This window comes from Lysinibacillus sp. AR18-8 (genome assembly GCF_001705465.1).
Lineage (GTDB): Bacteria > Bacillota > Bacilli > Bacillales_A > Planococcaceae > Lysinibacillus > Lysinibacillus capsici.
In genome coordinates this window covers 118562-139289 of record NZ_MDGU01000010.1, presented here as the reverse complement: position 1 = coordinate 139289, position 20728 = coordinate 118562, and the positions used below count along the sequence as shown (strand labels likewise).

Genomic DNA, 20728 nt, shown 5'->3' with positions numbered 1-20728 from the left:
TATTGTTCATTAAATTCAATATTTTCTGCTACTTATATCGACTAAATATGTTGTCAAAAGATTTTTTTGCAGATAATCTTAAAACTAAATATGTGTGCCACTGATTATGAGAATGCAAATTTGAAAGGAAGGAATTTTTTAATGATGAAAATGCCTGTGAACGGCAAAATACTGTTAGTGACATTTTTAATCATTGCACTCTCCTTTTTACTAGGTGGTATTTTTTTACTCGGTAACCTATTATCTGAACAGGAAAAAGATTTTGGACAGCGAGCAATGCTTGTGGCAAGAACTGTATCAAATGTACCAGAGCTTAGTGTACATCTGGAAAATGCCAATATAAAAGAATCTGCAAAAAATATTAATAAAATTGTAGATGGCATTAGAGTGATTCATAAGGCCGAGTATATTGTTGTAATGAATATGGAGCGTATTAAACTATCACACCCAGTAAGTAAGGAAATAGGAAAACGCAGTGAGTCGCAGGATTTAAACGCCGCATTTAGTGAACATTATTATGTATCAAAGGCACGTGGAGAATCGGGTGTTATGATACGGGCTTTCGTGCCAATTATTAATGATAAAAGGGAACAAGTGGGCATTGTAGTCGTTGGCTATTCATTACCAGATTTTCTGGAAATGTTACAAAGTTATGAGCGAGAAATTATGATAACTATTGTTATATCACTGATTTTCAGTATTTTCGGTGCCTATACACTAGGACGACATATAAAAAAACAAATGTTTGGGCTTGAACCTCATGAAATTGCAAAAATGTATGTGGAAAGAACAGAAACCTTTAATGCCATGCATGAGGGAATAATAGCGGTAGATAAGGAAATGAATATCACTATTTTTAATGAAAAAGCGGCCGATATTTTAGGTGTTACTAGGAAAATAGAGGACTGTATTGGACAAAAGATTTATGACGTTTTGCCTGATACCCGTCTGCCTGAAATTGTTGAAACAGCAACACCTGTTTATGATCAAGAGCTTTACATTAATCATCATAGTATCTTAAGTAATCGTGTACCTATTATTGTGAATGGAGAGCTAGTTGGTGCAGTTGCTATGTTTAAAGATTTAACAGCTGTGAAAAAGCTTGCGGAGGAAGTAACAGGTGTAAAGGCCTTTGTTCAAGCATTACGTGTACAAACCCATGAGCATAAAAATAAGATTCATACGATTGCGGGACTACTGCAATTGGGACATACAAAGCAAGCACTTGAATATGTTACTGTTACTACTGAAAATGAAGCCTCATTAACGAAGTTTTTAAATGAACGCTTTCATAATGAAAATATTTCAGGTTTGTTATTAAGTAAAGTAAGTTATGGAAAAGAACTGGGTATCGAGGTTGAAATTGATCGGAAAAGTCATTTTAAACGCTTTCCACCTCTATTAGATCATCATGATTTTGTTGTGTTGTTTGGCAATTTAATTGAAAATGCTTTTGAGGCATTAAATGTACTTTCTAAGGAAGATAAATATGTAGCCATCTCTGTAGACGAGCATGATGGCGTCTTAGCAATTGCAGTTACCGATAACGGGATTGGCATGACCAAAGAGGTGCAGGAGCGTATGTTTGAAAATGGATTTTCGTCAAAGGCTAGTGAAAATCGAGGCATTGGCTTGCATTTAGTCTATGAAATTGTAAGAAAAGGCAATGGAGATATTGAAGTAACAAGTGAATTTATGAAAGGAACAAGTTTCTTAATTTTATTTGAGTTAGGAGAAGTATAGATGGATGTAATAAATGTCTTATTGATTGAAGATGATCCAATGGTACGAGAAGTGAACAGACAATTTATTGAACAAATCAAAGGTTTTTCATTAGTTGGCTATGCTAGCAATGGAATTGAAGGAATTCAAAAAATTAAACAATTAACCCCAGAGCTTGTCTTTATGGACATTTTTATGCCAGAGCAGGATGGCATTATTACGTTAGGGAAAATACGAGAAGAGCATCTTCATGTTGATGTTATTGCTGTAACAGCTGCGAATGATATGCCCACTGTGCAGCGAATATTACACTTAGGTGTCTATGATTATATTATGAAGCCCTTTACGTTTGAGCGGATTGAGCAGACTTTAAAAAATTATCAAAGCTATAGAAGGAAAATAAGCGGCATGCAAGATTTAACTCAGCATGATGTCGATCATTTAATGCAACAGCGTCTTCCTGAACAAATTGTAGTAGAAACAACAGGAATGGATGCCATTCTTATAGAAGAACTCCCAAAAGGGTTTAATCGAGCTACCTTAGATAAGGTACTTGCATATATAAAAAAAAGTGGCGAGGCAGTATCAGCTGAGGAGGTATCAGCTTATATAGGTACAGCACGTGTTACAGCTAGACGCTATCTAGACTTTTTAGAAAAGCAGAAACTATTAAAAGTAGATATACAATATGGAAACGTAGGACGTCCTATTCATCGTTATTATATTTAATGATAATAGATTTATTTTAGTTCAATTAGATTAAAGTCCGTATTTTAATAAGTTATGGTGAAAAATGTACAGATAAATTCTAAGCGTCCTATTTCCTAATACATATCTTTAAATTCCTTTAAGGGCAACATCTAAATTTTTTGGATACCAAAGTTGTTGCGTATTGGAAGAGATCTTCATGACCATTTAAATTTTAAATAATTATAATTCAGATATTGTGGGAAGCAAGATGCTAAAGCACAAAAAATTATTCCCAAGACATAAATAAAGACGGAAAAAGCCCTGCATAAAGCAAGGCTTTTTTAACGTCAAGATTCGTTTGAGATTGTGTAGAGGCTAAATTTAAATGTTATTTTTTTTATTAACAATTTTCTTGAAATAAAATCTTCACTTTTTTTCTAGCGAGTCAACATGCTCAGCAGTAGGTTTACCAGCTTTTAATAAGACTTTACTGCCCAGAAGGAAAAATCCTTGGATGAAGAGTAATAATCCTGTACCGATGAGTAGCCACTCAATAGCAATAATATCAGCTATTGGCCCGAAAATTAGCATTCCTAAAGGCATCATAGAGGTAGATATCATACTAAGAATGCCAAATACTCTTCCCATATAGTCACTTTCCACTTTTTCTTGTAATAACACCGTTGCAGGTGTATTAAAGATTGGCATGGCTATGCCAGTAATGGCCATGATTCCGAGGTACAACCAAAAAATAGGAATGACGCCGAGAGCCATTGTACAAAGACCAAATAACAAAGCAGATAATGTCATCGTATGCACTTTATTTTTAAAGCCACCCCATGTTGCGATTGCGATACCACCGATTAACATCCCAATGGCAAAGGCCATTTCGATGGCAGTCAAACGCCATACATCATTGCCAAAAGTTCGTGTAACTTGTAAAGGCGTTAAAAAGGCAGCAGGTGCAGCAAGCAGCATGAAAAAGGCAAAGAACAAGAATAATTGTTTCAAGAAAGCATGCTCTTTAATATAGATGAAGCCTTGTTTCATATCACTAAAATAGCCTGTTGTTTGTGGCTGATTAGCTTTTGCATGTGCAGGGATATGCAGAAATAATAAGAAGATAGCGATGGCAATAGCCGCTGTTGTCACATCAATAAAGAAAATGGATTCAATAGAAGCCATCGTTAATAATGCACCACTTGCCATAGGTGCAAGAATCATGATGAAGGCTTGAATACTACTATTTGCACCATTGACCTTCATTAAATGCTCTTCAGGCACAAATTGTGGCAAAATTGCGCCCACTGCTGGTGTTTGAATACCTGCACCAACTGCGCGTACGGCTGATATAACAAATAGTAGCCAGAGCTCATCATAGCCGATTAAAAATAAAATAGCTAGAATTAGCGTAGATAAGGCAATCATTCCATCTGCTAAAATAATAAGCCATTTACGGTTATAGCGATCTGCCCAGACACCAGCAATAGGTGCTAAGAAGAAGGTTGGTAAAAAGCCGCAAATGATCGCGATGGTCATCATGCTGCCTGATTGTGTTGTAAGTGTGATATACCATGTAATGGCATATTGCACAAGAGCAGAGCCAAAAAGTGAAATCGTTTGACTACTTAAAAAAAGTATTGTGTTACGTTTCCAATGTTCCAATTTCGTCATCCCTTTCTAACAGTAGTGCCTGTGTGGAAAGTAAAAGACAACACAAAAAAAGAGGGGAGTAGAAGTCCCCTCTTTTCCAGTATTCCTAAAACAGACTAGACCTAATTCCATTTCCCTTGCACAGCAGGAAAAGTGTACACATATTTAATTAATAAGGTGAAATCGTAGTCTAATTGAAGCTGTCATTTGGAATACCCTCCGTTCTATAAGTTGTGTTGATTGTAGCATAAAGTTCATCGATGCGTAAAGAATGAATTAAGCAAAAACTAGGTTGAATTTAAAAATTTGGAAATTGTGAAATGAATCTCATAAAATGAAACGCCATGCATCTATATTTATCGATTTCTTTAAAGGAAAAGTACTATTCATTGTCTTTTCAGTAGTTTTTTTATACATATTTTGAAACTATCGGGAACGTTTGTTAGAGATGAAACTTATCATTGATTCCAATAAAGTTGCTTCGGAGACGTGCATATAGCGAGTACTTGTCATATACTAAAATAGAAAAATAGCAAATAGAGGAAATATGAGAAAGAAAAATAGTAAATGGAAGATCTTAACTTTAGTCGCGATGATTTTTGTGTTATGCCTATCGACAATCCCTACAAAGACTGCCATGGCAAGCACGACACAGCCAAAAAGGGAGATGAGGGCTGTCTGGATTTCAACCGTTCTTAATCTTGATATGAAAGCAGGTATGACGAAGGAGCAGTACACGGCTTGGACACGCCAAACTTTGGATCAACTAAAAGCCAATAAATTTAATACTGTTATTTATCAAGTAAGACCAACAAATGATGCAATGTATGCCTCTGATCTAGCGCCATGGTCATCTTACATAACAGGCAAAAAGCAAGGCACGAATCCAGGCTACGATCCTCTTGCGATCATGATAGAGGAAAGTCATAAACGGGGTATGGAGCTGCATGCATGGATGAATCCTTATCGTGTAACAATGTCTGGACAAAAACTAACAGACCTTGCTGCTGATAATGTGGCTAGAACACATCCAAATTGGGTTATCAAATACGGTAAGCAATATTATTTAAATCCTGGTTTACCAGAAGTACAAGACTATTTAGTTGAAGTAGTAAGAGAGCTAGTAGCTAATTATGATATTGACGCAGTGCATATGGATGATTATTTTTATCCATATAAAGTTGCTAATGAAGTTTTTCCAGATCAAGCAGCTTTTAAAAACTATGGTGCTTCCTTTAAAAAGGTGGAGGATTGGCGACGAGATAATGTCAACCGTCTTGTAGAAAATCTTTACACGGCCATTAAAGACACAAAGCCATATGTCCAATTTGGTATTTCACCATTTGGTGTATGGCGCAATAAATCGCTAGATAAAACAGGAAGCGATACAAGGGCTGGTGTTAATAATTACGATGATTTATATGCAGACGTCAGAACATGGATTCAAAATGGCACAATTGATTACATTACACCACAAATTTATTGGTCAAGAACATTATCTGTTGCGAAATATGGAACGCTGTTAGATTGGTGGAGCCATGAAGTGCAAACCTACGCAACAACACACCCTGTGCATCTATACATTGGGCTTGCTGATTACAAAGTTGGCAATGATAGTGATGCAGCATGGAAAAATAAAATGGAGCTACCTAGTCAAATACTAGCGAATCGTTCGGAAAAGGTAGCGGCTGAGGGGCAAATGCATTTCTCCTTAAGAAGCTTTCAAAACAATAAACTAGGCTATGCAACGATTGTTAGTCAACAATTATATAATTATACAGCACTGACACCAGAAACAACTTGGGATGATGACACAGTGCCGAACGTGCCGACTTTTGTGCAAGTGACAAAGGAAGCGGCAGGTCGTAAGATAGAGATTATAGACGAAAATGAAACACAACCACGCAAGTATGTCATTTATCGTTTTACAGGAAACAAAGAAGGCTCTTATGATGACCCTCGAAATATAGTGGATGTTGTTTATAATATGGATGGATTCACTAAATTTGTGGACAAGTCAGCTCTTGCTAAGCATAGCTATACATACGGCATTAAGGCTGTATCAAATACAGGTGTGGAAAGCAAGGAAGTTTTTGTAGTAATAGAAAATCAATAAAAAGCTTAGGATAAAAAATAACCACTCACGTAAAGATTGCATGAGTGGTTGTTTTTTTATTAATTTTCTTCAATATCTTTACGGTTTTTCTTTAACATTTTAGATAGCATTTCATAAACAATTGGTACAACAACGAGTGTTAATAGGGTAGAAGATAATAAACCGCCAATTACAGTAATAGCTAAGTCTTTGGAAATTAACCCACTACCGCCAGTACCAAGTGCCATTGGAATCATAGCACCAATTGTAGCGATGGCTGTCATCAGGATAGGACGTAAACGTGTTGCTCCTGCTTCAAGGATCGCTTCACGCATGGCAAGACCATCATGTTCCATATGAATGATACGGTCAACTAATACGATGGCATTTGTTACGACGATACCAATCAACATCAATAGACCCATCATGACAGATACAGAAATAGTCTGCCCTGTAACGAATAAACCAATAAATGCACCAATTACTGCGAATGGTAGTGAGAAAAGAATAGCGAATGGAGCTAAACCTTCTCCGAATGTTACCACTAGAATGAAGTAAACAATGGCAATGGCTGCTAACATCGCAATACCAAGCTTAGTGAATGTTTCTTGCATATCTGCAGCAACACCAGCAACACCAAGTGTTACACCTTTTTGTAAATCTAATTTATCAATTTTTTTATCAGCAGCAGTAGTGGCTTTTGAAATATCGTCACCGATAATCGTACCAGATACTGTTGCGAAATATTCACCTTTTGAACGAGATAATGAGTTAAGTGTTGTACCTTCCTCAACATCTACTAATTCTCCGATAGTCATTGTTGTACCTAATGCTGTTTTAATTTCAGTGGCTAAGACATCATCAAGTGAAGTCGCAGCTGCTTTAGCATCGCGTTGAACGATGACATCGATATCTTTACCATCGTTTTTCACGGTAGTTAATACTTCTTGCGATGTATTTGAATTTAATGCCATCACGATTTGAGCTGTCGTTAACCCGTATTGAAGGACATTTTTTTGTTCAACTTTTAGCACATGCTCTACGTATGGATCTTCATTATCAGATTTAATATCTTCTAAGCCATCCACTTCTTTTAGAGCACCCTCTACTTGTTTCACAGCATCTCGAAGTTTATCTAAATCATCACTATACAGTGTATAGCTGACTTCGTTTGATGACATCGACATAGAAGTGAAGTTTTGAGACTTCCATTCTCCTGATTGCCCGATGTTAAATACATAGTCTTCAACCTCTTCACGAGCTTTAGGGAAGTCTTCCATATCCGGATCAAAGATAAGGTACATTAAGGCACCGCCAGCACCTCCACCCATCATCATTGCTGATGGATCGACATTCTTCGCATCTGTAATGGAAACTTGTAAAATATCAACATCTTTACGTTTCATTAATTCTTTTTCTACTTTTTCAACATTTGCTGCCGTTTCGTCAGCCAGCTCTCCCGTTGCAGGCGTATACGTTAAGTACATAACTTTTTCTTCTTGTGAGCCCATAAAACTAAAACCAATAAGTGGTGTTAATGCAAGAGAACCAACAAGTAAAAGAATCGCAAGGACAGATGTAATAATTTTGTGATTTAATACTTTTTCTAAGACACCTTTGTACCAGGTAGCAAGTTTACCAACTTCTTTATGTTGGCTTTCAGTCTTCTCACCGTATAACTTTTTACGGAATAAGAAGTGAGATAAAGCAGGTACGATTGTGATCGCAACTAATAACGATGCACCTAATGCAAATGTCATTGTAAGGGCAAATGGCATGAATAATTCGCCTACCATACCACCTACGAAAATAAGAGGAGCGAATACAGCGACCGTTACCAATGTTGAAGAAAGAATTGGTTTGAACATTTCAATTGTTGCTTCGCGAATTAGGGCACGACCTGTAAGTTTTTCTTGTTTTAAGTGAATTCGTCGGTAAATATTTTCTACAACTACGATTGAGTCATCGATAACACGACCGATTGCGACGGTAATCGCGCCGAGGGTCATGATGTTTAATGTAATATCCATCCAGTTTAATAGGAGTAACGCCATGAAGATAGAAACTGGGATAGAAATAATTGAAATAATCGTTGATTTGAAATCACGTAAGAATAGTAAAATGATTAATACGGCAATTGCGCCGCCAAAGACTGCTTTTTCGATCATTGTAAATACAGAATCTTCAATTGGGGCACCTTGGTCAAGAGAGATCTCTACGTTTAAGCCGTCTAATCGTTTTTCCTCATCCTTCATAAGGTCTTTTACTGCATTAACAACTGTTACCGTATTCGCATCTTGGCCTTTTACGATTTGAATAGCAATGGCATCTTGACCATTTGTACGTGAAACAGATTGCACTTTACCTTCTACTTCAATTTTTGCAATATCACCTAGACGAACGAAAGGTGAAGGATTTGTAGCTGAAGGTGTAACTGGAATTAATAAGTCTTTCAGTTCATCCACTGATTTTACCTTACCATCTACTGAAACGGCTTGTTCCCCGACAGTAAATTGATATAAACCAAGTGACAGTGACATATCACTTGCCTGAATCATTGGTTTAACAGTTTCCTCTGTTAAACCAAGTGCTGCCATTTTTTCTTCATCGTATTTAAACGATACTTGTTCAATATGCTGACCTGTGATGGTAGCAGATGCAACACCATCAATCTTTTCGATTTTAGGCAGTAAAACTTCTTCTACTGTTGAAGTTAAATCAACAATATCTTCCTTAGAGCTACTTACAGATAAAGCGACTACGGGCATCATGTTCATGCTGATTGCCATAATAGTAGGCTCTTGAGCACCTTCAGGTAGTTTAAGATTATCTAAAGCTGCTTCTAATTGACGTTTTTTCTCATCCATATCAATTCCATAGTCGTATTCCACTTGAACTTGTGCTACGTTGGAAGAGGAAGTTGAGTAAACAGCCTTCACATCTTCTAAACTTTCTATGGATTTTTCGAACGGAATGGAAAGTTCATTCATGACTTGTTCAGGCGTTGCGCCAGGATATACGCCCATGACAATTAAATACGGGATCGAAATATCGGGTATCGATTCCATTTTCATCCTAGTACCCGAATAAATACCAGAGACAGTGATGATAATTGTTAATAACCACACTGCCAATTTGTTCTTTAATACGAAATTAACTAAACCTTTCACCTTCACACCTACCCTTTATTGACTATCTAAATTCAATTATTTATACTAATGACTAATCGGTCATTTGTCAACGAAATGCATTAGGAGAGAGTTAAAAATATGTTAAAAAAGCAATTAATTATGGAGAAAGCGTTAGAACTGTTTTCTGAACAGGGTTTTGAAGCTACGTCAGTACAACAAATCACAGAACGCTGCGGGATTTCTAAAGGTGCATTTTATTTATCCTTCAAAACCAAAGATGAGCTTGTTATATCTATGGTTGATTACTATTTACAGCAGTTTATTACAGATGTTGACCAAGTAGTCAGAGGAACGTATAACAAAGAAACTGTTTTGGTTGAATTTTATAAAAGTATTTTTCAAGCATTCAAAGACCATTCTGCATCTGCACGTGTATTCTTTAATGAAAAGGTCTTTTTAACAAAAAAAGAGCTATTTCATAAAATAACAGCGTATGAAGCAGAAATGTCGAAATCAATTCTCTATATGCTTGAGCAGCTTTATCAGGATCAATTAAAAGAAATGAAATATGATGTAATGTACTGCATAAAAGGATTTATGAAGAGCTATGCTGAGCTTTTTATTTTTTCAGATATGCCACTTGATTTAGAGCAATTAGCTAAATCTTTAGCAGAAAAGACAGATATTATTGCCCATCATACAACCATTCCATTTATTACAGCAGATCTTGTACCGTTTATTGCAAAGCCGTGTGAGGAAGACGTGTCAAAAGATGCTTTACTACAATTATTGGAGCAAAATATAAATCATACTGAGGATTCTATAGAAAAAGAATCCATTGAGTTGTTAAAGCAAGAAATAGAAAATCCTACTTATGGTAAAGCAATCATTAAGGGGCTAATTGAAAATCTACGTTTAGACCCAGCGTATCATTGGATTGCATATGTAACTGCAAAATACTTTAATATTTGAACTCTAGGATAGAATTGTTCACGTTTGGCGGTGAACAATTCTATTTTTAATGGTTTTTATCTATGGATGGAGGCATAGATTGCAAGGCCTCTAACGCACTTGCAAAGGGTTCTTGAATCCATAATAGGCGCTCAAGAAAATCTTGGACTTCGATTGGTAATTTTAATTCCTGCTGCCAAGCTTTCTCTTTTTTCTTGCTTGGCTTGTAGTCTGAGTATAGTAAAAATAATAAAAAATGGCCGACAAAATAAAGATCACTAATATGATTTTCGGCACGTTTTGGATTTTCAATCGTAGAGATATCGATTAGCTTTTGATAAGTGGTAGCTAGACCAAAGTCAATAATATGCAATTGCTGACCTACTAACAATATATTCGGAATCCGTAAATCGCGATGTACAATACCATAATTGTGTAACTGTACAATTTGCTCTAATAATTGCTTTGTAATAGCAAGGGATTGAGCGATTGTAAATTTGGCACCATTCTGAAAAATAAGCTCCTCAAAAGTTTGCCCATTGACATAGTCCATGATAAAAAATGGACTGTCTGAAATTGTTCCTGCTGAATGGATGGTAGGAACATAGGGTAGTGAAAGTTGCTGGAGTATGTGAATTTCTTGTTGAAATTTATGAATGGTTTTCTGGTGGTGACGATGTTTGGGTCGCAAGCATTTTAAAACAAATAGACTTGCTGACGAGCAATCTTCAATTAAATACGTACGACCATATGAGCCATAGCCAAGGAATTTTTTAAAAGAAAAATCGGGATGTTCGGCTATGTAAAGTTCTACAGCCTGGTCAAAACTTTTTTCGGAAATTCGTTTCCACCACATTAGCTACTAAAGAAACTCATAGAGCTGAAAAAACTGCGTGAGCTTTTACGAGAGCTACGCTTATAATGCTTGTGACCATAATAATTATGTCGCTTTGAATATCTGCTACGGCTACTTGATGAAGAATGATGGCGTTTGGATTTACTATTAAGTAAGGAATGAAGAATTTTATCTAGCATAAAAACGCTCCTTTTTGATGTTGTTATTACTATATACGCAAAAATAAAAAGGAGGTTTCAAAAATAAAAAAGAAACTATGTAAAATTTACATAGTTTCTTTACGAGGTTAAACCTCCATAATAATCGGTAAGATCATTGGACGGCGTTTTGTTTTTTCGAATAGATAAGGTCCCAAAACATCTGTAATTTCATTCTTCAATTCTGTCCATTGAGGAGTCTTGCTTTGAATTGTTTCATTCAGATGACGGTTTAGCATTTTTTGTGCCTCATTGATCATCGTACCTGATTCACGCATATAGACAAATCCACGTGAGATGATGTCAGGGCCAGAAACAATTTTTTGGTTTTCCATATCAACACTTACAACTACAATCACTAAACCTTCTTCAGAAAGAATACGGCGATCACGTAACACGATATTACCGATATCGCCAATACCATTGCCATCAATGTAAACATCTCCTGAAGGAATACGGCCAGCTACATGTGCTTCATTGGCACTTAGTGCTAGAACATCACCATTTTCCATAACAAATGTATTGTCTAGTGGAACATCGCAATCTTCAGCTAAATGTGTATGCATTTTTAACATACGGAATTCACCATGGATAGGCATAAAGAACTTAGGCTTCATTAAACGAAGCATCAGTTTTTGTTCTTCTTGAGATCCGTGACCAGATGTATGAATATTGTTTAATGCACCATGAATGACTTCTGCACCTGCACGGAACAATAAATTAATGATTTTATTAACACTCACGGTATTACCTGGTACTGGTGAAGAAGAAAAGATAACTGTATCGCCAGGCTGTATTTGAATCTGACGATGTGTCCCGTTGGCAATACGTGACAAGGCAGCCATTGGTTCACCTTGAGAGCCTGTACATAAAATCATCACTTCGTTTGCAGGAAGTCGATTGATGCTTTGAGCATCAATAAATGTATCCTTTGGAGCAGTAATGTAACCTAGCTCACGACCAATCGTAATAGCATTGTCCATTGAGCGACCAAAGACAGCAATCTTTCTTCCGTATTTTACGGCTGCGTCTGTGGCTTGCTGTAAACGGTGAATATTTGATGCAAAGGTAGCAAAAATAATACGGCTATCCACCTTACGGAAAATCTCGTCGATACTTTTTCCAACTGTGCGCTCTGACATTGTGAAATTAGGCTTTTCAGCGTTAGTACTATCAGATAGTAAGCAAAGCACGCCATCACGTCCGATTTCAGCCATCTTTGTTAGGTTGGCTGGTTCACCCACTGGTGTAAAGTCAAATTTAAAGTCACCTGTGTGAACGATATTACCAGGTGGTGTTTTAACAACAATTCCATAAGCATCAGGAATACTATGTGTTGTTCTAAAGAAGCTAACAGATGTTTTTCTGAATTTAATAACATCCTCTTCTTTAATTTCAATGAGTTTTGTTGTACGTAGCAAGCCATGTTCTTCTAATTTATTACGTAATAAGCCAAGTGCAAGCTTACCGCCATAGACAGGGATATTTACTTGACGCAAAAGGTATGGAATACCCCCAATATGATCCTCATGCCCATGGGTAATAAACAGTCCTTTGATTTTATCGACATTACGTACTAAGTACGTGTAATCAGGAATAACATAGTCAATGCCGAGTAAGTCGTCTTCTGGAAATTTTATACCGGCGTCAATTAAGATAATTTCATCTTGAAATTGAACGCCATAAGTGTTTTTGCCGATTTCGCCCAGTCCGCCGAGCGCGAAAACAGCTGCTTGGTCATTTTTAACAAACTTCATGTTTGTTAAATTTCCTCCAAGACGAAGTTCGGGCTTGCTTGTTCGTACTCTAAGTAGTTACCCTCAAGCAGTTGAATGAACTCGATGTTATAGTTTCGGTCTTTTAGCTTTTCACGTACTTCACGTTCTGAAGTAGCTTCTAGGTATAGACTTTTAGTATTTTCGCGAACTGGAATCTCATTTGCATTTTCTTGATAATAAACTTTGTAAATCATAGTTTGCTCTCCTTTAATTGCGTACAATTTTCTTGCACCTTTGACTACTACCACACACGTGCTACAAGAAAACAACGAATTTCTTTTATTGAAGAAATGTACGTTTGTAATACTTGTATCTCAATGCTTCAGATGTGCACTATGTTATAAAATTGTATAGGAAGTAGTGAGACAGTGGTTGCGTATAGCCAAATAAATGCATTTCCTTTATATTATCACGCACTTCCTCTAAAATAAAGAAAAGCCCTTCAAATAATGAAGGGCAAATGTTAGGCAATTGATTTTTTTCCGAGTACGCCGCGAAGTTGCTTCAATAATTTTCGTTTGAGTTTCTTCAGCATGGCACATCACTCCTTAGGATCATTATAATTAAAATTATTGTCTATGTAAAGTCATTTAGCTTGAAAGGATAATATTTATGGAAAGGGTTAATAGAATGAACAAAATTTTATTTTTTGATGTCGATGGTACTCTCTATAACAGTGAAAAAAAGTTACCTTCATCTGCAAAAGAGGCACTTTTGACAGCACGACGTAATGGTTATGAATTGGCGATTGCTACTGGTCGAGCACCATTTATGATTGAGTCATTGCTAGAAGAATTAGAGATCGATACGTATGTTACCTTTAATGGTCAATATGTTGTCTATAAAGGTGAGGTTGTCTATACAAATGGGATTGCGAAAGATGAACTAGCTAAAATTATTGCCTTTGGTGAGGCGCGTAACGAACCGGTAGTGTTTTTAGATGATAAACGGATGATTGCCTCAGTTGGCGATCATCGTATGGTAGCTGAAAGCTTAGATACTCTTAAATATCCGTATCCAGAATTAGACTCATCTTATTATATGCAGAACAATGTATATCAAACACTTATTTTTATGGAAGAAAAAGATGAACCTTTATATAATGAAACATTCCCAAATGTTCAATTTATACGTTGGCATCGTTATTCTTGTGATATTTTGCCAAAGGGAGGTTCGAAGGCTGCTGGTATTGAAAAGGTGCTTGAAAAAATGGGCATCACTTTACAAGATGCCTTTGCTTTTGGCGATGGCATAAATGATATTGAGATGCTACAGGCAGTTGGGACAAGTGTTGCTATGGGAAATGGCCATGAGCGAGTGAAGGCAGTCGCTCATCATATTGCAGACCATGTAGACGAGGATGGTCTCTCAAAAATAATGCGTAAGCTCTCCATTATATAAAAATGAAAAACAACTAGTTGTGAAATTTACAACTAGTTGTTTTTTATTGATTAATGGTCTATGCCATATTGACGGTTTTTATTTGAACACCTTTTTCCGAAAAATGTTGAATCGTCTTTTTGGATAGTGCGTCATCTGTGATAATGACATCTACGTCATCCACTGGACAAACTTGAATCGCTACATCTTTATTAAATTTTGAGGAATCTGTAGCTACGTAGACTTTTTGAGAGATGGAAATAATTTGCTTTCTAGTAATCGCTTCATCCAAGCTAAAATCAGATATGCCTTTTTCAATTGAAACGCCACTAGCGCAAATAAAAGCTTTATTGATATTAAGATGCTCGAAGCGAAATAAAAATTCATTTGATGTCACTGATTTTTCAGAATGGCGTACTTTACCCCCAAGCAGTATAACCTCAATGTTAGAGCCGATTAGATCAAATGCTACAGGTAGTGAATTTGTCACCACTGTTAGTTTTTCCTTGTCCAATAAAAATGGTGTCATTTGATAGGTGGTTGTTCCACTATCAATAAAAATACATTCCCCATCTTGAACGAGCGAAGCACATGCTCTGGCAATGGCGATTTTCTCTGTTAACTGTTCGTGAAGTCGGTGATCAATTAGTCCTTCTGTTGGCTCAATATATTTAACGCCCCCATAAAATTTTTCAATTTTTTTGTCTTGCATCAACTGTTGGACATCACGACGGATCGTTTCCATTGAAACGTTAAACTCTTTTGTAAGTGTTACTAATTTTACTACCTTATGTTGACGTATAAACTGCAAAATTTGGTGTTGCCTTTCTATCATATACATTTCATCACCTCTACTAGATATTTACTCAAAATAACCATAACTTTGTCAACAATTGGTCAGAATTTACTCAACATTTACACAAATAAGCATTTTCCTTTACAAATAGTCTCTATACTGAAGCTAAGAACTGAGTGAGGTGACCCAATTTGTTAGAGCTAAAAAATATCTCAAAAAGCTATAAAAATAAAAAAGTTTTAGTAGATATCAATGTAACCGTCGAAACAGGTGAGATTATTTCTTTGCTAGGACCGAGTGGCTGCGGTAAAACTACTTTGCTTAATATCATTTTAGGACTTGTAGATCCAACTGCTGGTCAGCTTGTCTACAATGGACAAGATATTTCCAAGCAATCAATGCAAGAAAGAGGATTTAATATAGTGTTTCAGGATTTTGCGTTATTTCCTCATTTAAATGCATACGACAATATCATTTATGGATTAAAAAATAAAAACGTGAAAATGTCCAAAGAGGAGATACAAGAATACATTGATTTTTTAGAGCTAGCTCCTCATTTGCATAAGAAGATTCATGAATTGTCTGGTGGGCAAAAACAACGCGTTTCCATTGCAAGAACACTCGTGATGCAACCTAAAATTCTATTATTAGACGAACCACTAAGTGCACTAGATGGCGTTATAAAGGAATCTATAAAGGAACGTATTAAATCCATCGCCCGTGAATTTAATTTGACGACGATTATCGTGACACATGATCCGGAAGAAGCCCTTACCTTATCGGACAAAGTCATCATTATTAATGAAGGTACAGTTGCTCAATTTGGCACACCTCATGAAATTGTTACAGCGCCAAAAAATAAATTTGTAGAAGATTTTATCTTAAGGCAGCTTCATATTAAGCGACATAACATCTATCAATTGTTTGGAGAAACATATGCTTAAAACGAATAAAATAATGAAATTAATTTTTCTACCGATTCTACTATTTTTTCTATTCTTTTTAATTGTGCCATTGCTTTATATGTTTTGGCAGTCATTCAAAATAGGCAATGTCGTTACCACTCAAAATTATATAGAAGCTTTACGGAATATCGAAATTCGTGAAGCTTTTACGAATAGTTTTAAAGTTTCTTTTGTAGCATCAGTGATTACAACCATTTTAGCCTTTTGGTTGGCCTATGCTGTTCATTTTACTACGATGCATCGCCATACAAAAAAGCTAGTTCAAATTGGAATTACCTTGCCGATGCTACTGCCAACCATCACCTATGGCTTTGTATTGATTTATACATTTGGGAGTCAAGGAATTCTAACAAAATTAGTGGGGCAGCCTCTTTTTACAATCTATGGGTATAACGGCTTGGTGATCGGTTACGTCTTATACACATTACCAGTTGCTTTTATATTAATGCAAAACTCCATGCAATATATCGATAAACGTTTTTTACTTGTTTCAATATTAATGCATGATCAGCCAATGCGTCGTTTTTATCATACCGTATACCGTCCTATGGTTGGGACAATTGGCGGGGCATTTATTTTAACATTTGTTTTAAGCTTCACAGACTTTGGAATCCCTGCATCGGTTGGTGGCAATTACAGGGTAATAGCTACTGAACTTTACCAAGCTATGTTAGGTTCCATTGTGCATTTTGAACGTGGAGCAGTCATTTCAGTGTTAATGCTAGTACCTGCTGTATTAGGTGTTGTCATGCTAACGATTTTAGAGCGCTTCAATTTTCAATATAAACAGGTTGGGCAAAGTGAACTTGTAAAGCATCGTTTACGAGACGCGCTATTTACAATTTATTCAATTCTCTGTGTAACAGCTGTATGTATTATTTTTTCAACCATGTTTATTGTGCCTTTTACCAAAGGCTATCCGTACGATTTCAGCTTTACATTAGAGCATGTTCAAAATGTACTCGCAGAGAAAGATTTAACAAAGGTTTACATCAATTCTCTCATCGTAGCGGTTCTAACAGCAATATTAGGTGTGGGCATAACATTTATGTCGGCGCTTCTTAATACAAGGACACCATTAAAGGGAAGAAAAAGCTTAGATGTAACTTCTATGATGACAAATACAGTTCCAGGTATGGTACTTGGATTATCCTACTTATTTTTCTTTAATGGAAGTTCTTTAAAGGGTACTTTTCTTATCATTATCGCATGTAATATCGTGCATTTTTTTACGACACCTTATTTAATGGCGAAAAATTCATTGCAAAAAATGGATCCTACGTGGGAAGTGACAGCTGAGCTGTTAAAGGATTCGTGGTTAAAAACCGTGATACGAATTATTTTACCGAATATTAGGCCAACGATTTATCAAATGTTTAGCTACTATTTTTTAAATGCGATGGTTACAGTCAGCGGTGTTATTTTTCTTGTCAGCACAAAGACAATGCTTGTATCGACAAGGATAAAAGAGCTACAGCATTTCGCAAAGTACACTGATATTTTTGTTTTATCGATATTCATTTTATGTACAAACCTCATTGTGAAATTAGGTTGTGATTATATAGCAGCACATAAAGAAAAAACGGAGGAGATTACAAAATGAAGAAGTCAACAGGCATGATGTTAGGGACAGTAAGTGCAGCAGCAGTCGTTTTAGCTGCATGTGGAGGAGTAGCAGCAGATTCCAAAGAGCAAGTCATCATTTATTCAAATGCTGATGATGAAGCTATTGAAGTGATGGAAACTACATTAGATGATAAAGGCTATAAAGGTAAGTATTTAATCCAGTCGTTTGGTACTTCTGAGTTAGGTGGCAAAATGATGGCGGAAGGGACAGATATTGAAGCAGATGTTGTAACAATGGCTTCTTATTTTATAGAAAGTGCACAAACCTCAAAATCCATGTTTGTGGATATTTCCTCAGACTTAAAGCCTCTTGATGGGAGTGTTACGTATGCATTACCGATTTTAGGCAATGTAGGCTCTATCTTTATTAATACAGAGGTATTACAACAAAAGGGGCTATCTATTCCGAAATCCATTAAAGATTTGACAGACCTTGCTTATAAGGATTTAGTGTCATTCCCAAACATTATGGACTCCTCAACAGGGTGGCTTCTAGTACAAGCTATTTTAAAGGAATATGGTGAAGAGGAAGGGAAAAAAGTTCTAGCAGAGTTAATTAAAAATGCAGGACCACATATTGAAAGTTCAGGCTCTGGCCCTATTAAAAAGGTGAAAACAGGAGAAGTTGCTGCCGGCTTTGGTTTACGTATCCAAGCTATTGATGCCAAAAACGAAGGGTTACCGATTGATTATATTGACCCGACAGAAGGAAATTTCACTTTAACGGAATCTGTAGCTGTTGTAGATAAAGAAGGTGAGGAAGCATTAGCAAAAGAAATTGCAAAGGTAATTGCAACAGAGGCTCGTGATGGTCTTCTAGAGCAATATCCTGTAGCTCTATATGAAGGTGAACAAGTAAAGGACGAGCACGTTCCTACATATTTAAAAAAATGGGATACTACCTTAACCGTAGATTTATTAGAAAAACACCAAGCCTTCTTTAAAGAAGCACAGCGATAAGGAGTTATAGCAGATGAGTAACTATAAATTATTGACGCCAGGTCCATTGACAACAACTGAAGCAGTGAAACGAGAAATGTTAAAAGATCGTTGTACATGGGATGACGATTATAAAAATGTGACACAAGTGATTCGTAAGCAACTCTTAAAATTAGCAAAAGTTGATGAAGCTGATTACACTACGGTACTAATGCAAGGAAGTGGAAGCTTTGTAGTAGAGTCTGTACTAACAACAGCAATTGGTGAAAATGATAAGGTGCTGATACTAACAAATGGTGCTTATGGTGAAAGAATTGTTGAAATGGCCAAAGCCTTAAAGTTACAGCATGTTGTTTATAGTGCTCCTTATGATGAACAGCCCTCCTTGTTAGAAGTTCAATCCTTCCTTGAAAGAGATAGGAGTATTACTCATGTAGCTCTCGTACATTGTGAGACGACTACTGGTATTTTAAATCCTATTAAAGAAATTGGGGAAGTTGTTCATTCGTTCAACAAAACGTTTATTGTGGATGCCATGAGTAGCTTTGGAGGCGTACCAATGGATTTATCAAGCTTGCATATTGATTTTTGTATTAGTAGTGCCAATAAATGTATTCAGGGTGTCCCAGGCTTTGGTTTTGTTATCGCGAATACAAGAGCACTGGAAAAATGTAAGGGACAAGCTCGAAGTGTTGCATTAGATTTGCATAGTCAGTGGGAAGTAATGAAGCAAGATGGGAAATGGCGTTTCACATCGCCTACACATGTAGTGGCAGCTTTTGCGAAGGCGCTTGAAGAGTTGAATGAAGAAGGCGGAATTCATGCCCGCTACAAACGCTATGCGTATAATAATCAACTACTTCGCTCTCGCTTGTCGGTGCTGGGATTTAAAGCGTATATTTCGGAGGAGCTTCAATCACCAATTATCACAACATTTTTATTCCCGTATAAAGAGTTTTCTTTTGAGCATTTTTATCAGGAAATAAAAAATGCAGGTTTCGTTATCTATCCAGGTAAGCTGACGGATGTCGATACATTCCGTATTGGCAATATTGGTGATATTCATGAGGAAGATATTCTTGCATTATGTGAAATCATTGAAAATTATATGGTGGTGAAAAACAATGAAAATTGAGACGGTTATTTTGGACTGGGCAGGCACAGCAGTTGACTTTGGTTGTTTTGCCCCTGTTAATGTTTTTTTAACAATTTTTGAAGATGCTGGTGTAATAGTTACACTGGAAGAGGCTCGTAAACCAATGGGGATGCTGAAAATTGATCATATCCGCACCATGCTAGAAATGCCAAGAATTAAAGCAGAATGGCATCGTGTACATGGACAATCCTTTACTGAAAAGGATGTACATGTATTGTATAATCATTTTGAAACAAAATTAATGGAGTCTTTGGCGACCTATACAGATCCTATCCAGCACGTGAAAACAACAGTACAGCAATTAAGAGATGCAGGTATTCGAATAGGCTCTACAACTGGCTATACAGATGCAATGATGGAAGTAGTGACAAAGCATGCTGCTGACAAGGGCTATCAACCTGATTTTCTTGTAACACCAACACAGGTTGGTGATAAAGGGCGACCATATCCATATATGATTTTTAAAAATATGGAGGCATTAGGTTCGCAAGCGACGAAGCAAGTTGTGAAGGTTGGCGATACAACATCAGATATAAAGGAAGCCTTGAATGCAGGTGTTTGGGCTGTTGGCGTTATTATTGGAAGCTCAGAAATGGGACTATCCGAAGAAGAATTCAATGCCCTGTCTTCAGAAGAACAGCAACAAATCATAGAGAAAACAAAATGTGTTTTTGAAGAATCAGACGCTCATTATACAATAGAAACAATGGAGGAGTTGCCAGCATTAATTGAAACGATCAATGCTCGGTTAAATATGGATAGACAATTAGAATATAAATAATAATTAACCTCG

General features: G+C 36.5%; 16 protein-coding genes. 10 read left to right on the top strand and 6 right to left on the bottom strand.

Annotation, left to right across the window (positions count from 1 at the left end):
• The first annotated feature begins 141 nt into the window (after positions 1-141).
• Positions 142-1743, top strand: coding sequence for an ATP-binding protein (locus tag BFM98_RS09700; protein WP_054549826.1), 1602 nt, complete (start codon positions 142-144; stop codon positions 1741-1743).
• Positions 1744-2451 (top strand): response regulator, encoded by a 708-nt coding sequence (locus BFM98_RS09695; RefSeq protein ID WP_048391959.1) that lies wholly within the window; start codon positions 1744-1746, stop codon positions 2449-2451.
• Between the two features lie 387 nt (positions 2452-2838).
• Here BFM98_RS09695 and BFM98_RS09690 read toward each other — a convergent pair whose 3' ends face one another.
• Positions 2839-4086: an MFS transporter gene (locus BFM98_RS09690; protein ID WP_048391958.1), complete on the bottom strand. Its 1248-nt coding sequence runs from the start codon at positions 4084-4086 to the stop codon at positions 2839-2841.
• A 526-nt stretch (positions 4087-4612) separates the two neighbouring features.
• On the opposite strand from BFM98_RS09690, the gene BFM98_RS09685 reads away from it, so the two are divergent.
• Positions 4613-6181: a glycoside hydrolase family 10-like protein gene (locus BFM98_RS09685; RefSeq protein ID WP_054549828.1), complete on the top strand. Its 1569-nt coding sequence runs from the start codon at positions 4613-4615 to the stop codon at positions 6179-6181.
• A gap of 59 nt (positions 6182-6240) precedes the next feature.
• On the opposite strand, the gene BFM98_RS09680 is transcribed toward BFM98_RS09685, so the two are convergent.
• Entirely contained in the window at positions 6241-9330 is a 3090-nt protein-coding gene (locus BFM98_RS09680; protein WP_066037212.1) for an efflux RND transporter permease subunit, read from the bottom strand.
• A 99-nt stretch (positions 9331-9429) separates the two neighbouring features.
• On the opposite strand from BFM98_RS09680, the gene BFM98_RS09675 reads away from it, so the two are divergent.
• The gene (locus tag BFM98_RS09675; protein ID WP_004224709.1) at positions 9430-10263 is read left to right on the top strand and encodes a TetR/AcrR family transcriptional regulator; all 834 of its coding nucleotides are present in this window, start codon (positions 9430-9432) and stop codon (positions 10261-10263) included.
• Between the two features lie 46 nt (positions 10264-10309).
• Here the strand turns inward: BFM98_RS09675 and BFM98_RS09670 are convergent, their stop codons facing one another.
• From BFM98_RS09670 to BFM98_RS09660, 3 genes are all read right to left on the bottom strand, one after another.
• Positions 10310-11098 (bottom strand): protein kinase domain-containing protein, encoded by a 789-nt coding sequence (locus tag BFM98_RS09670; protein WP_054549830.1) that lies wholly within the window; start codon positions 11096-11098, stop codon positions 10310-10312.
• Positions 11099-11384: 286 nt separating this feature from the next.
• Positions 11385-13052, bottom strand: a complete 1668-nt coding sequence (rnjA, locus tag BFM98_RS09665; protein WP_004224711.1) for a ribonuclease J1 — start codon at positions 13050-13052, stop codon at positions 11385-11387.
• Positions 13053-13057: 5 nt separating this feature from the next.
• On the bottom strand, positions 13058-13267 hold the full coding sequence (locus BFM98_RS09660) for a DNA-dependent RNA polymerase subunit epsilon (RefSeq protein ID WP_004224712.1): 210 nt from the start codon (positions 13265-13267) through the stop codon (positions 13058-13060).
• Positions 13268-13703: 436 nt separating this feature from the next.
• Here BFM98_RS09660 and BFM98_RS09655 point away from each other — a divergent pair, with 436 nt between their 5' ends.
• Entirely contained in the window at positions 13704-14474 is a 771-nt protein-coding gene (locus BFM98_RS09655; protein ID WP_066037211.1) for a Cof-type HAD-IIB family hydrolase, read from the top strand.
• 58 nt (positions 14475-14532) lie between these two features.
• Here BFM98_RS09655 and BFM98_RS09650 read toward each other — a convergent pair whose 3' ends face one another.
• Positions 14533-15288, bottom strand: coding sequence for a DeoR/GlpR family DNA-binding transcription regulator (locus tag BFM98_RS09650; RefSeq protein ID WP_066037238.1), 756 nt, complete (start codon positions 15286-15288; stop codon positions 14533-14535).
• Between the two features lie 152 nt (positions 15289-15440).
• On the opposite strand from BFM98_RS09650, the gene BFM98_RS09645 reads away from it, so the two are divergent.
• The 5 genes from BFM98_RS09645 to phnX are packed head-to-tail and all read left to right on the top strand — an operon-like array spanning position 15441 to position 20716.
• Positions 15441-16193: an ABC transporter ATP-binding protein gene (locus BFM98_RS09645; RefSeq protein ID WP_066037210.1), complete on the top strand. Its 753-nt coding sequence runs from the start codon at positions 15441-15443 to the stop codon at positions 16191-16193.
• Entirely contained in the window at positions 16186-17817 is a 1632-nt protein-coding gene (locus tag BFM98_RS09640) for an ABC transporter permease subunit (protein ID WP_066037209.1), read from the top strand. Before BFM98_RS09645 ends, BFM98_RS09640 begins: the two co-directional genes overlap by 8 nt.
• A complete protein-coding gene (locus BFM98_RS09635) occupies positions 17814-18800 on the top strand; it encodes an extracellular solute-binding protein (protein WP_066037208.1) in 987 nt (328 codons plus the stop codon). Before BFM98_RS09640 ends, BFM98_RS09635 begins: the two co-directional genes overlap by 4 nt.
• Positions 18801-18813: 13 nt before the next feature.
• The gene (gene phnW, locus BFM98_RS09630; protein ID WP_048391949.1) at positions 18814-19914 is read left to right on the top strand and encodes a 2-aminoethylphosphonate--pyruvate transaminase; all 1101 of its coding nucleotides are present in this window, start codon (positions 18814-18816) and stop codon (positions 19912-19914) included.
• Positions 19904-20716, top strand: coding sequence for a phosphonoacetaldehyde hydrolase (gene phnX, locus BFM98_RS09625; RefSeq protein WP_066037207.1), 813 nt, complete (start codon positions 19904-19906; stop codon positions 20714-20716). Before phnW ends, phnX begins: the two co-directional genes overlap by 11 nt.
• Positions 20717-20728 lie beyond the last annotated feature (12 nt).